Source organism: Faecalibacterium sp. IP-1-18, assembly GCF_023347355.1.
Taxonomy (GTDB): domain Bacteria; phylum Bacillota; class Clostridia; order Oscillospirales; family Ruminococcaceae; genus Faecalibacterium; species Faecalibacterium prausnitzii.
The window spans coordinates 2240990-2254972 of record NZ_CP094472.1 but is presented as its reverse complement, the minus strand read 5'-3'; the positions used below and the strand labels follow the sequence as shown (position 1 = coordinate 2254972).

Annotated in this window: 8 protein-coding genes and 2 rRNA genes; all 10 read left to right on the top strand. The window is 56.3% G+C overall.

The window, feature by feature from the left end:
- Positions 1–18: 18 nt before the first annotated feature.
- The 10 genes from pyrE to MTP43_RS10675 all read left to right on the top strand — a co-directional run bounded on the left by pyrE (position 19) and on the right by MTP43_RS10675 (position 13975).
- Positions 19–612 carry an orotate phosphoribosyltransferase gene (gene pyrE, locus MTP43_RS10720; protein ID WP_005920457.1) on the top strand — a complete coding sequence of 198 codons (594 nt, stop codon included), beginning with the start codon at positions 19–21 and terminating at the stop codon, positions 610–612.
- A gap of 31 nt (positions 613–643) precedes the next feature.
- Entirely contained in the window at positions 644–1750 is a 1107-nt protein-coding gene (locus tag MTP43_RS10715; RefSeq protein WP_117949688.1) for a carbamoyl phosphate synthase small subunit, read from the top strand.
- 1 nt (position 1751) lies between these two features.
- Positions 1752–5003 (top strand): carbamoyl-phosphate synthase large subunit, encoded by a 3252-nt coding sequence (gene carB, locus MTP43_RS10710; protein WP_249234808.1) that lies wholly within the window; start codon positions 1752–1754, stop codon positions 5001–5003.
- 215 nt (positions 5004–5218) lie between these two features.
- Entirely contained in the window at positions 5219–5521 is a 303-nt protein-coding gene (locus tag MTP43_RS10705) for an HU family DNA-binding protein (protein WP_005920451.1), read from the top strand.
- A 130-nt stretch (positions 5522–5651) separates the two neighbouring features.
- On the top strand, positions 5652–6839 hold the full coding sequence (locus tag MTP43_RS10700) for a DEAD/DEAH box helicase (RefSeq protein ID WP_015537546.1): 1188 nt from the start codon (positions 5652–5654) through the stop codon (positions 6837–6839).
- A gap of 109 nt (positions 6840–6948) precedes the next feature.
- The gene (locus MTP43_RS10695; RefSeq protein ID WP_113620854.1) at positions 6949–7602 is read left to right on the top strand and encodes a MerR family transcriptional regulator; all 654 of its coding nucleotides are present in this window, start codon (positions 6949–6951) and stop codon (positions 7600–7602) included.
- The gene (locus tag MTP43_RS10690; RefSeq protein WP_113620855.1) at positions 7583–7894 is read left to right on the top strand and encodes a heavy metal-binding domain-containing protein; all 312 of its coding nucleotides are present in this window, start codon (positions 7583–7585) and stop codon (positions 7892–7894) included. The genes MTP43_RS10695 and MTP43_RS10690 overlap by 20 nt, the downstream gene beginning before the upstream one ends.
- A complete protein-coding gene (locus MTP43_RS10685) occupies positions 7891–8799 on the top strand; it encodes a CPBP family intramembrane glutamic endopeptidase (protein ID WP_113620856.1) in 909 nt (302 codons plus the stop codon). Before MTP43_RS10690 ends, MTP43_RS10685 begins: the two co-directional genes overlap by 4 nt.
- A gap of 560 nt (positions 8800–9359) precedes the next feature.
- Positions 9360–10870, top strand: a 16S ribosomal RNA gene (locus tag MTP43_RS10680).
- Positions 10871–11140: 270 nt separating this feature from the next.
- Positions 11141–13975 (top strand): 23S ribosomal RNA (locus MTP43_RS10675).
- The 16S and 23S rRNA genes sit together here, the layout of an rRNA operon.
- Positions 13976–13983 lie beyond the last annotated feature (8 nt).

The window sequence follows — 13983 nt, the reverse complement described above, 5'->3', positions numbered from 1 at the left end:
AAGAGAGGGAGAAGTACAATGAGTGAAGCACTTGAAATTCTGAAGAGCTGTGACGCATTTCTGGAGGGTCACTTCCTGCTGTCCTCCGGCCGGCACTCCGGCGCATACTGCCAGATGGCTTATCTGCAGCAGTACCCGGACCGCTGCGCCGAGGTGATGAAGGCTGTGGCTGACAAGGTCAAGGAGATGGATGTGGACGTCATCGTCGGCCCTGCCATGGGCGGCATCGTGTACGCCTACGAGCTGGCCCGCCAGACCGGCAAGCGCGCCATCTTTACCGAGCGCGTGGACAACGTGATGTGCCTGAAGCGCTTTGCCATCCACCCGGGCGAAAAGTGCATCATCGCCGAGGACGTGGTGACCACCGGCATCTCCTCTCTGGAGACCAAGCGCGTCATCGAAGAGGCCGGCGGCATCTGCCTTGGCATCACCTGCGTGGTGGACCGCACCAAGCCCGAGGCTCCGTCTCCCATTCCCATTCTGGCCAGCGCCCTGAAGCTGGACCTGCCCAACTATACCCCGGAGGAGTGCCCCATCTGCAAGGAGGGCAAGCTGCCGCTGGTGCATCTGGGCAGCCGCAAGATGAAGCAGGAAGCAAAGCAGACCCTGTAAACTGAAAGCTTTTGTTGAAACGAGGAAAACTATGAACGCATATCTTCTTTTGGCAAACGGCATGGTCTTTGCCGGACAGTCCGTGGGCGCGCAGGGCGTGACCGTGGGCGAGGTGGTGTTCTCCACCGGCATGGTGGGCTTTCAGGAGACCCTGACCGACCCCAGCTATTACGGCCAGATCATCACCCAGACCTATCCCCTCATCGGCAACTACGGCATGAACCACGATGATATGGAGTCCGACCGCATCTGGGCAAAGGGCTACATCGTGCGCGAAGCCTGTACCACCCCCTCCAACTGGCGCTGTGAGGAGACGCTGGACAGCTTTTTGAAAAAGAACAATACCATCGGCATCGAGGGCATCGACACCCGCCACCTGACCCGCATCATCCGGGAGAGCGGCGTGATGAACGGCGCCATCCTGACCACCTTTGACCCCGCCGACCCGGCCAACAAGGCCGAGACCGAGGCACTGCTGGCCGAGATCCGTGCCTACGCCGTGACCGATGCTGTAAAGAACGTGACCTGCGCCGCCCCCGAGGTGTTCAACCCGGAAGGCGAGACCCATATCGTGCTAATGCACTACGGCTGCAAGCGCAACATCGTGCGCTGCCTTGTCAAGCGCGGCTGCAAGGTGACCGTGATGCCCGCCTTTGCAACGGCAGAGGAAATCAAAGCCCTTGCTCCGGACGGCATCATGCTGTCCAACGGCCCCGGCGACCCCGCCGAGCCTGTGGAGGTCATCGAGAACCTCAAGCACATCTTTGAGCTGAACATCCCCACCTTCGGCATCTGTCTGGGTCACCAGCTGTCCGCACTGGCAGCCGGTGCCAAGACCATGAAGCTGAAGTACGGCCACCGCGGTGCCAACCAGCCTGTGACCGACTTTGAGTCCGGCCGCACCTTTATCACCAGCCAGAACCACGGCTATGCGGTCGTGGGCGAGGAGCTGCCCGCCGAGATGGGCGAGGTGGCACAGGTGAACGCCAACGACGGCACCTGCGAGGGCATCAAGTACAAAAAGTGGAACTGCTTTACCGTGCAGTTCCACCCGGAAGCAAACGGCGGCCCCAAGGACACCGAATTCCTGTTCGACCGCTTCCTGAACAACGTCAAAGCAGCAAAGGAGGCACGCTGAAATGCCGAAGGACCCCAGAATCAAAAAAGTGCTGGTCATTGGCTCCGGCCCTATCATCATTGGTCAGGCTGCGGAGTTTGACTACTCCGGCACGCAGGCCTGCCGCGCCCTGAAAGCAGAGGGCATCGAGACTGTTCTGCTGAACTCCAACCCCGCTACCATCATGACCGACCCGGACGTGGCCGACCATGTGTATATTGAGCCCATGACGCTGGAAGTCGTGGAGCGCATTCTGGATATCGAAAAGCCGGACTCCGTGCTGCCCAACCTCGGCGGTCAGATGGGCTTGAACCTGTCCATGGAGCTGGCACGCTCCGGCTATCTGGACCGCACCGGCATCCGTCTGCTGGCCTGCAAGCCCGAGACCATCGACCGTGCCGAGGACCGCGAGCTGTTCAAGGAGACCATGGAAAAGCTGCACCAGCCCATCATCCCCTCTGAGGTGGTGGAGACGCTGCAGGACGCACTGGACTGTGCCGACCGCATCGGCTACCCGGTCATCGTGCGCCCGGCCTTTACCATGGGCGGCACCGGCGGCGGCATCTGCGAGACCCGCGAAAAGTTGATCGAGATCGGCACCAACGGCCTGCGCCTTTCGCCCATCCATCAGATCCTGGTGGAAAAGTGCATCGCCGGCTGGAAAGAGATCGAGTACGAGGTGATGCGCGACCACAAGGGCAACGTGATCACCGTATGTAACATGGAGAACCTCGACCCCGTGGGTATCCACACCGGCGACTCGGTGGTCGTGGCTCCCTCCCAGACCCTGACCGACCACGAGTACCAGATGCTGCGTACCGCCGCACTGGATATCATCACCGAGCTGGGCATCGAGGGCGGCTGCAACTGCCAGTTCGCCCTGAAGCCGGACAGCTTCGACTACGCGGTCATCGAGGTCAACCCCCGTGTGTCCCGTTCCTCCGCGCTGGCTTCCAAGGCTACCGGCTACCCCATTGCCAAGGTGGCAACCAAGATCGCCATCGGCTACACGCTGGACGAGATCACCAACGATGTCACCGGCAAGACCTGCGCCTGCTTCGAGCCTGCGCTGGACTACATCGTGGTCAAGTACCCGAAGTGGCCGTTCGATAAGTTCGTCTACGCCGACAAGTCTCTGGGCACCCAGATGATGGCTACCGGCGAGGTGATGAGCATCGGCAACAGCTTCGAAGCCGCCATGATGAAGGCCGTTTCCTCCATTGAGCTGGGTATGGACACCCTGACCCACAAGCCCTTTGAGGAGCTGACCGACGAGGAAGTGGTGGAGCACATGCACGTTCAGGACGCCGAGCGCGTGTTCTGCGTGTACGAGGCGCTGAAGCGCGGCATCGACCACAAGGTCATCTACGATATCACCAAGATCGATTGGTGGTTCCTTGATAAGATGCAGCATCTGGCAGATTTGGAAAAGGGTCTGGCACAGTGCAACGGTGTGCTGTCTCTGGAGCAGTACAAGACTGCCAAGAAGTACGGCTTCCAGGATAAGACCATCCGCCGTCTGGCAAAGGTGGACACCCTGCCCGTGGAGAACTACCGCGCCGGCTTCAAGATGGTGGATACCTGCGCTGCCGAGTTCTCTGCCAACACCCCCTACTTCTACTCCACCTACGACGGCGACAACGAGGCTGCAAGCTTCATCGCCGAGAAGGAAGCCGAGACCGCTGCCAAGGGTGAGCCTAAAAAGAAGAAGGTTCTGGTCTTTGGCTCCGGCCCCATCCGCATTGGTCAGGGCATCGAGTTCGACTACTGCTCTGTGCACTGCGTGTGGACTCTGAAGAAAAACGGCTGCGAGGCCATTCTGGTCAACAACAACCCCGAGACCGTTTCCACCGACTTTGACACCGGCGACCGTCTGTATTTCGACCCGCTGAACCCGGAGAGCGTGGACAACATCATTGCCACCGAAAAGCCGGATGCCTGCGTGGTGCAGTTCGGCGGACAGACCGCCATCAAGCTGGCCAAGCACATGGACGAGATCGGTCTGCCCATTCTGGGCACCCCGGCGGACGCCATCGACGAGGCCGAGGACCGCGAGCGCTTTGACGAGCTGCTGGAGCGCTGCAACATCCCCCGCGCCCCGGGCCGTACCGTGTTCAATCTGGACGAGGCTCTGGCCGCTGCCGAGGAGATCGGTCTGCCGGTGCTGATGCGCCCCTCCTATGTGCTGGGCGGTCAGAACATGATCGTGGCCTACAACAAGGCAGATATCATCGAGTACATGGGCGTTATCACCGAGCACGTCGACATGGATCACCCGGTGCTGCTGGATAAGTACATCATGGGTACCGAGTGCGAGGTGGACGCCATCTGCGATGGCGAAAACTTCCTGATCCCCGGCATCATGGAGCAGGTAGAGCGTACCGGCGTGCACTCCGGCGACTCCATCTGTGTCTACCCGGCACAGCACCTGACGCAGGACGAGATCGACACCATGGTGGACTATACCGGTCGCTTTGCCCGCGAGCTGCATGTCACCGGTCTGGTCAATGTGCAGTACGCCGTCTCCCATGGCCGTGTGTACGTCATCGAGGTGAACCCCCGCTCCTCCCGTACCGTGCCTTACATCTCCAAGGTCACCGGCGTGCCCATGGTGGATATGGCCGTGCGCTGCTGCTTGGGCGAGAAGCTGACGGATATGGGCTACGGCACCGGTCTGCACCCCAACGCCCCCTATGTGGCGGTAAAGGTGCCCGTGTTCAGCTTTGAAAAGCTGCACGCCGTGGATACCCAGTTCGGCCCCGAGATGAAGTCCACCGGCGAGGTGCTGGGTATTGCGCCCAACTACCACGACGCCCTGCTCAAGGGTCTGATCGGTGCAGGCTATACCTTCAAGACTCCCGGCCCGGGCAGCTGTTGCATCTTCACCGTGAAGGACAGCGACAAGCCCGAGTTCGTGGATATTGCATGGAAGCTGAAGGATATGGGCTATAAGCTCTACGGTACCTCCGGCACCTGTGCATGGCTCAACAAGCACATGGTCCCCTGCAACGAGGTGCGCAACATCTCCGGCGAGGCACCCAACATCGTGGATCTGCTGCAGAGCGGTCTGGTGGACTATGTGTTCTCCACCAGCGCCAAGGGCCGTGACCCCCGGCGCGATTCCGTCCGCCTGCGCCGCAAGGCCGTGGAGCTGAGCATCCCCTGCATCACCGCAGTGGACACCGCCGCCTCTCTGGTGGACTGCCTGCGCAGCGAGCACAGCCTGGCAAACATCCCGCTGGTGGATATCGCCACTCTGTACCGCGGCAAATAAGCCCTGAGACCCGCATAAAATAGTTCTGTACAGCGCCTGCCGAAACGGTGGGCGCTGTATTTGTGCGGGGTGCACGGAACTGAATACGGTTCGTGTGCAATAAACTGCATTTCGTGCGCAATCCATCGAAAACAGTACGATAAATATGTTATACTCAACAACGCAAAATTTGCCAAAAGACGTTACTTTTGGACATTCCAGGAGGATATCGATACATGACCCGTTCCCAGATGATCGAAACCGTGGCACGCAAGACCGGCTTTACCGAAGCTCAGGTCGAGACCACGATGGATGCAATGTTTGACCAGATCGCGGACTGCCTGCGCGCTGACGAAAAGGTGACCATCGCCGGCTTTGGCCGCTTTGAGATGCGTCCCCGCAAGCCGAAGGCTTACACCAACCCCAAGACCAAGGTCTCCAGCCAGCTGGAGTCCACCTCCATCCCCGGCTTCAAGGCCAGCGGCCGCTTCAAGCAGAAGCTGGAAGCCGGCAAGAAGAGCGTGGAAGAGACCGCCTGATCCCTGCATAATGAGAACCGTACCCGTGACCCCGGGTGCGGTTCTTTTTGTTTCTCTGCTGACAAGCGCGGCATTTCATGCTATACTTGTTGCAACGAGAAAAAACGCCACAAAGAACGGAGTTGTCCAAATGCTTTACAGCGAGTTGCAGTGCAGCGAAGCCATCCACAAGGCTGTGGAACGCATGGGCTTTGCCGAAATGACCGAGATTCAGGAAAAGACCATCCCCCTCATGCTGGCCGGGCATGATGTCATCGCCAAGGCACCCACCGGCACCGGTAAGACCTGTGCCTTCGGCATCCCGGTGGTGGAGCATATCCAGCCGGAAAATAAATATCCGCAGGCCGTCATCATGGCACCCACCCGGGAGCTTGCCCAGCAGATCGCGGAGGAGCTGACCAACCTTACCTACTTTATGCCCGAGGTGCAGGTGGCCTGTGTGTACGGCGGTGCCAATATGGAAAAGCAGGCAAAGCGTCTGGCCGAGGGCTGCCAGATCGTGGTAGCTACCCCGGGACGGCTGATGGACCACTATAAACACCACAGCATTGATATCTCCCATGTGACCCAGATCGTGCTGGACGAAGCCGACGAGATGCTGAACATGGGCTTTTATAAGGATGTGCGCCACATCATCGAGATGATGAAGGCACGCAAGGCGCTGTCCATGTTCTCCGCCACCATCAGCCGTGAGGTGATGGATATCGGCTGGCTGTACCAGCATAACGCCGAGGAGATCACCGTGCAGCCCCGGGAGGAAAGCCAGCCCAAGATCACCCAGTATATGCTGGAAACCTCCGGTCGCAACAAGCTGTCGGATCTGGCACAGATCATCATCGGCGAGGGCTACAAGCGGGTGATGGTGTTCTGCGATACCAAGTTCAACACCGCCACGCTGGCAAACCAACTGGCACGGCTGGGCTTCTCGGTGGACTGCCTGCACGGTGACCTCTCCCAGAAGGAGCGCAACCAGATCATGCAGGCCTTCCGGGACGGCAAGCTGGCCATTCTGGTGGCTACGGATGTGGCTGCCCGCGGTATTGACGTCTCGGACGTGGATGCCGTTATCAACTACGATGTGCCCAGCGAGAACGAGCACTACACCCACCGCATCGGCCGCACCGGCCGCGCCAAAAAGGAGGGCGTAAGCTACCTGTTCTATGTGCCGGAGGAAAAGAAGCGTGTGCAGGAGCTGCTGCGCCTGACCCGCAACACCGACCTGTGCACCCCGGTGCACTTTGACTTCAACCACGAGCATATCGTGGTGGAGAAAAAGCAGGACAACGCCGACCGTTTCCAGATCAAGTGCTATTTTTAAAGGAAGGAGCTGCTGTACGACCTTGTGCGGCGGCTCTTTTTGCAAAAAGGCTTGACCTTCCCCTTTGTGGAAGGTGTAGAATACTCCCGTAAGGAGGGGGGCGTGACCCATGAAGATCAACGAAGTGGAAGCCGCCGTCGGCGTGACCAAAAAGAACATCCGCTTTTACGAGGAGGAGGGGCTGATTAGCCCCAGCCGGGAGCCGGGCAACGGCTACCGCAGCTACTCGCAGGCGGACGTGGAGCGCCTGCGCCGCATCAAGCTGCTGCGCAAGCTGGACGTGCCGCTGGCAGAGATCCGGGAGATGCTGGAAGGGCAGTGCACGCTGGCCGAGGGCATGAGCCTGCAGCTGGAACGTCTGCGCAGCCGCCGCGCCGACTTGGAAGAAGCAATCGGCTTCTGCGCGCTGCTCCAACAGGAGAACGGCCCTCTGGAACAACTGGATGTGGAACAGACGCTGGCGCGCCTGACCGCACGGGAAGAACAGGGAGTGACCTTTGTGAACATTGAACGTACCGACCAAAAGACCCGCCGCATTCGGGGCGCCTGCATTGGTGCTGCCCTTTTTGTGGCTATGATGGCCTTTATAATGGCCACCATGGGCTGGGCAGTTTACACCGACCCGCAGGATGCCCCGCCGCTGCCGCTGCTGGTGGTGATGTTCGGCATCCCGGCGGGCTGCATCGTGGGCACCCTGAAGGTGCTGCTGGATCGGATCGAAGAGATCGGAAAGGGAGAAGAAGATGCTTATCGTAACTATTAACGAAATCCCGGGCAAAAAGCTGGAAGCGCTGGGCGTGGTGCGGGGCAGCACGGTGCAGAGCCGCAACCTCGGCCATGACATGATGGCCGGTTTCCGCACCCTTGTGGGCGGCGAAGTGACCGACTATGCCGAGATGCTTACCGAAGCGCGGCAGATCGCTACCGGACGTATGGTCAAGGACGCGGAAAGCCTTGGCGCGGATGCCATTGTGGGAATGCGATACGCCTCTGCCAGCGTCATGCAGGGCGCGGCAGAGGTCATCGCTTACGGAACGGCGGTGAAGTTTGTATGACAGCAAAAGAAAAACAGGGCTTCGGCCTGTACTTCCTGTTCGCCTTCGGCATGGCGTGGCTGTGCCAGGTCGGCGGCTGCATAGCACTTTTGCAGCAGAATAACGCTGTGCTGTATCAGCTGGCGCTCATCGTTACCATGTTCTGCCCGCTGCTGGCGGTTCTGCTGGTGCAAAAGGCCTTTCTGCGCCAACCTACCGGCATTGGCTGGAAGGTGCAGGGCAAGCGGCGGTTCTGGCTGGCGGCATGGTTCGGCCCGGCGGTGCTCACCCTGCTGGGTGCGGTGCTGTATTTTGCGGTGTTCCCCTCCCGGCTGGACTTTTCCGGCAGCTGGCTGGTAGCCGCCTACGGCGGCGAGATGGACGCCCAGACTCTGCGCAGTCAGCTGGGGGTCTCCACCCTCGGCTACCTGTTGCAGAATGGCCTGTTTGCGGTGCTCCTTGCCCCGGCCATCAATATGTTCCCCGCGCTGGGCGAGGAGGTCGGCTGGCGCGGCTACATGATGCCCCGCCTGAAGGAGCAGTTCGGTCTGCTGAATGGCCGCCTGCTGGGCGGCGTTGTGTGGGGCATCTGGCATTGGCCGCTGATGCTGCTGGTGGGCTACGAGTACGGCACCGACTATTTGGGTGCCCCCCTGCTGGGTCTGGTGGTGTGGTGCGTGGTCTGCTTTGCCCTGAACACTCTGTTGGATATCCTCTATGAGAAAACGGAGAGCATCTGGGTGCCTGCCATTGCGCACGGCGCGTTCAATGCCATTGCAGCACTGCCGCAGGTGCTGGTCACCCCTGCAGATGCCTATTATAATGTACTGGGACCCATGCCCATTGGCCTGATCGCCGCGCTGCCGATGTTGGCAGCAGCGGTCTGGCTGACCCTGCGGGAGATGAAGCAGGAAGAAAAGAACTGAATCCCAAGGCAACAGCCGCTGCACTTTTTGTGCGGCGGCTGTTTTAGCGCAGAAATGGTGGAAGAAAGGTCAAAACATCCCCTGAAACCGAGCGAAAAACTGGATGATGTATACAAAGCGCAAAAAAAGGCGAAAAAAATGTAAAAAAGGCTTGCAAAAGTAGTTGCGATATGGTACTATATGTGAGCGCCAAGCGCTGAGACAAAAGAATGACTTCTGAAGCCTCAGCAGGAAGCCCTTGAAAAGAACCAATAGACGCTGAAAAGTTCCGGCTGATACCGAGAAACCTGAAGCGCTCCAAGTTCAGAAAAGTTCAAAAGCTTCTCAAAAAAGTGCTTGACAATTTATCACGAAAGTGATAAAATAAATAAGCTGTCAGCCGAAAGGCTGAGGCGCACAGGACCTTGAAAATTGAACAATATCGAAAGAACTTGTAACGGAACCTATTTTCGTGTTGGAAAAACACGGTAAACAATTCCAAACAAAAGTAATTCACACAGGACGCAAGCGATTGCGTGCTGAGCGAAACAAGATTTAACACTTTTAAGTGATAAATATCATTTATAAAGAGTTTGATCCTGGCTCAGGACGAACGCTGGCGGCGCGCCTAACACATGCAAGTCGAACGAGCGAGAGGAGGTTTACTTTCTCAAGCGAGTGGCGAACGGGTGAGTAACGCGTGAGGAACCTGCCTCAAAGAGGGGGACAACAGTTGGAAACGACTGCTAATACCGCATAAGCCCACGACCCGGCATCGGGTAGAGGGAAAAGGAGCAATCCGCTTTGAGATGGCCTCGCGTCCGATTAGCTAGTTGGTGAGGTAATGGCCCACCAAGGCGACGATCGGTAGCCGGACTGAGAGGTTGAACGGCCACATTGGGACTGAGACACGGCCCAGACTCCTACGGGAGGCAGCAGTGGGGAATATTGCACAATGGGGGAAACCCTGATGCAGCGACGCCGCGTGGAGGAAGAAGGTCTTCGGATTGTAAACTCCTGTTGTTGAGGAAGATAATGACGGTACTCAACAAGGAAGTGACGGCTAACTACGTGCCAGCAGCCGCGGTAAAACGTAGGTCACAAGCGTTGTCCGGAATTACTGGGTGTAAAGGGAGCGCAGGCGGGAAGACAAGTTGGAAGTGAAATCCATGGGCTCAACCCATGAACTGCTTTCAAAACTGTTTTTCTTGAGTAGTGCAGAGGTAGGCGGAATTCCCGGTGTAGCGGTGGAATGCGTAGATATCGGGAGGAACACCAGTGGCGAAGGCGGCCTACTGGGCACCAACTGACGCTGAGGCTCGAAAGTGTGGGTAGCAAACAGGATTAGATACCCTGGTAGTCCACACTGTAAACGATGATTACTAGGTGTTGGAGGATTGACCCCTTCAGTGCCGCAGTTAACACAATAAGTAATCCACCTGGGGAGTACGACCGCAAGGTTGAAACTCAAAGGAATTGACGGGGGCCCGCACAAGCAGTGGAGTATGTGGTTTAATTCGACGCAACGCGAAGAACCTTACCAAGTCTTGACATCCTGCGACGGACATAGAAATATGTTTTTCCTTCGGGACGCAGAGACAGGTGGTGCATGGTTGTCGTCAGCTCGTGTCGTGAGATGTTGGGTTAAGTCCCGCAACGAGCGCAACCCTTATGGTCAGTTACTACGCAAGAGGACTCTGGCCAGACTGCCGTTGACAAAACGGAGGAAGGTGGGGATGACGTCAAATCATCATGCCCTTTATGACTTGGGCTACACACGTACTACAATGGCGTTAAACAAAGAGAAGCAAGACCGCGAGGTGGAGCAAAACTCAGAAACAACGTCCCAGTTCGGACTGCAGGCTGCAACTCGCCTGCACGAAGTCGGAATTGCTAGTAATCGCAGATCAGCATGCTGCGGTGAATACGTTCCCGGGCCTTGTACACACCGCCCGTCACACCATGAGAGCCGGGGGGACCCGAAGTCGGTAGTCTAACCGCAAGGAGGACGCCGCCGAAGGTAAAACTGGTGATTGGGGTGAAGTCGTAACAAGGTAGCCGTAGGAGAACCTGCGGCTGGATCACCTCCTTTCTAAGGAGTCAGGCAATGACAGAGCATCTAAGATGGTCGGTCATTGGAACAGGTGACAAGTTAAAGTTTAAGTAGATATTGTTCGATTTTGAGGGCCCTGAAAAGGACACTCAAAGACGTACCTTGAAAACTGAATAATAACTGCGAAACAAAGATTATAGTAAGTTCTTTTTTAAGAAATATTACAATTTCAAAAGGAAGGGTAACAATAATCTTCGTTGGCAAGAGAGAATCAAGAGGATACCAAATGTTCCAAAAGAACGTTTGAAAGGTCAAGCGAACAAGGGCGCAGGGCGAATGCCTTGGCACTGGGAGCCGATGAAAGACGTGATAAGCTGCGATAAGCTTCGGGGAGCTGCAAATAAGCATTGATCCGGAGATTTCTGAATGAGGAAACTCACCTGGGTTCATACTCAGGTACGTTATACTGAACTTAAAAATAGGTATATCGAGGGAACCGCCTGAACTGAAACATCTAAGTAGGGCGAGGAAGAGACATCAAACGAGATTCCGTAAGTAGTGGCGAGCGAACGCGGAAGAGGGCAAACCGGAAGTAGAAATACTTCCGGGGTACGGACTGCTTTTAGGACTTGAGTTGTTAACCGAACGGCATGGGAAGGCCGGTCAGAGAGTGTGAGAACCACGTAGGTGAAAACGACAAGAGCTGAGCGAGTTCCAGAGTACGGCCAGACACGTGAAACCTGGTCGGAATATGGGGGGACCACCCTCCAACCCTAAATACTACCCAGTGACCGATAGCGTATAGTACTGTGAAGGAAAGGTGAAAAGCACCCCGGGAGGGGAGTGAAAAAGAACCTGAAACCCTGTGCCTACAAGCACCTAGAGCACGTCAATGTGTGATAGGGTACTTTTTGTAGAACGGTCCGGCGAGCGATTGTATGCAGCAAGGTTAAGGACTTAAGGTCTGGAGCCGAAGCGAAAGCGAGTTTGAAAAGGGCGTTAAGTTGCATACAATGGGCCCGAAACCGGGTGACCTACCCATGGTCAGGTTGAAGTGGAAGTAAAATTCCATGGAGGACCGAACCGACCTCCGTTGAAAAGGCGGCGGATGAACTGTGGGTAGCGGAGAAATTCCAATCGAACCCGGAGATAGCTGGTTCTCCCCGAAATAGTTTTAGGACTAGCCTCAAGTTAGATACCTGGAGGTAAAGCACTGAATAGCCTAGCGGCCGAGAGGTTAGCGAAGCTTATCAAACTCAGAATGCCAGAGTATTGATGCTTGGGAGTCAGACAGTGTCAGATAAATGTCATTGTCAAAAGGGAAACAGCCCAGATCTACAGCTAAGGTCCCAAAGTCAGGTTAAGTGGAAAACGATGTGAAGATACGTAGACAACCAGGATGTTGGCTCAGAAGCAGCCACACATTCAAAGAGTGCGTAATAGCTCACTGGTCGAGCGTCTTTGCGCGGAGAATTTAACGGGGCTAAACCTGACACCGAAGCTTAGGCAATACAGCAATGTATTGGGTAGGGGAGCGTTGTATACGCGGTGAAACAGTAGCGCAAGCGGCTGTGGAGTGTATAGAAGTGAGAATGCCGGAATGAGTAGCGCGAATGCAGTGAGAATCTGCATGGCCGAAAGCCTCAGGTTTCTGGAGGAAGGTTCGTCCGCTCCAGGTTAGTCGGGAGCTAAGGTGAGGCCTAACGGCGTAGCCGATGCACAGACGGTAGAGATTCCGTCACCACCAAAAGAGTTAAGCACAGGGACACATTTGAAGTCTCGGAGCCGGGTGTTGGTTCCGGTAGCGATCGAGGGAAGTTAGTACCGAAGTCCGGGATGGAAGATGGCGAGAAAAGCTGTGTGTATTTCTGCGGTGCCCGTACCGCAAACCGACACAGGTAGGTAGGAAGAAGATTCTAAGGCCAACGGGAGAAGGGTTGTTAAGGAACTCGGCAAATTGACCCCGTAACTTCGGGAGAAGGGGTGCTCCAGAGATGGAGCCGCAGAGAATCGGCCCAAGCAACTGTTTACCAAAAACACAGGTTTGTGCTAAATCGAAAGATGACGTATACGAGCTGACGCCTGCCCGGTGCTGGAAGGTTAAGAGGAGATGTGCAAGCATTGAATCGAAGCCCCAGTGAACGGCGGCCGTAACTATAACGGTCCTAAGGTAGCGAAATTCCTTGTCAGGTAAGTTCTGACCCGCATGAAAGGCGTAATGATTTGGGCACTGTCTCGACAGCCCGCCCGGCGAAATTGTAGTACCGGTGAAGATGCCGGTTACCCGCGACAAGACGGAAAGACCCCATGGAGCTTTACTGTAGCCTAATATTGGGTTTCGATGTTGCATGCACAGGATAGATGGGACACAGGGAAACAAGTGCTTTGGCATTTGTGGAGTGGCCGTTGGGATACCATCCTTGCGATATTGGAATTCTAACCTGCGCCTTTGAATCAAGGCGGGGGACATTGTTAGGTGGGCAGTTTGACTGGGGCGGTCGCCTCCTAAAGAGTAACGGAGGCGTTCAAAGGTTCGCTCAGCTTGAACGGAAATCAAGCAAAAGAGTGCAAACGCAGAAGCGAGCCTAACTGCGAGACTGACGGGTCGAGCAGTAACGAAAGTTGGAGTTAGTGATCCGGTGGTATGTGAGTGGAAATGCCATCGCTCAACGGATAAAAGTTACCCTGGGGATAACAGGCTGATCTCCCCCAAGAGTCCACATCGACGGGGAGGTTTGGCACCTCGATGTCGGCTCATCGCATCCTGGGGCTGTATTCGGTCCCAAGGGTTTGGCTGTTCGCCAATTAAAGCGGTACGCGAGCTGGGTTCAGAACGTCGTGAGACAGTTCGGTCCCTATCTGTCGTGGGCGCAGGATATTTGATGGGAGCTGTTCCTAGTACGAGAGGACCGGAGCGGACGTACCTCTGGCGCACCAGTTGTTCTGCCAAGGGCATAGCTGGGCAACTATGTACGGATCGGATAAACGCTGAAAGCATCTAAGCGTGAAGCCGACCCAAAGATAAGATATCCCATTGTTTCAAACAAGTAAGACCCCTTGAAGACTACAAGGTTGATAGGCACGATGTGTAAGTGGAGCGATCCATTCAGCAAGCGTGTACTAATAGGTCGAGGGCTTGACCACAATTCGCT

Coding starts and splice junctions, on each gene's coding strand:
- pyrE (WP_005920457.1), top strand. CDS start 19: ATGAGTGAAGCACTTGAAATTCTGAAGAGCTGTGACGCATTTCTGGAG.
- MTP43_RS10715 (WP_117949688.1), top strand. CDS start 644: ATGAACGCATATCTTCTTTTGGCAAACGGCATGGTCTTTGCCGGACAG.
- carB (WP_249234808.1), top strand. CDS start 1,752: ATGCCGAAGGACCCCAGAATCAAAAAAGTGCTGGTCATTGGCTCCGGC.
- MTP43_RS10705 (WP_005920451.1), top strand. CDS start 5,219: ATGACCCGTTCCCAGATGATCGAAACCGTGGCACGCAAGACCGGCTTT.
- MTP43_RS10700 (WP_015537546.1), top strand. CDS start 5,652: ATGCTTTACAGCGAGTTGCAGTGCAGCGAAGCCATCCACAAGGCTGTG.
- MTP43_RS10695 (WP_113620854.1), top strand. CDS start 6,949: ATGAAGATCAACGAAGTGGAAGCCGCCGTCGGCGTGACCAAAAAGAAC.
- MTP43_RS10690 (WP_113620855.1), top strand. CDS start 7,583: ATGCTTATCGTAACTATTAACGAAATCCCGGGCAAAAAGCTGGAAGCG.
- MTP43_RS10685 (WP_113620856.1), top strand. CDS start 7,891: ATGACAGCAAAAGAAAAACAGGGCTTCGGCCTGTACTTCCTGTTCGCC.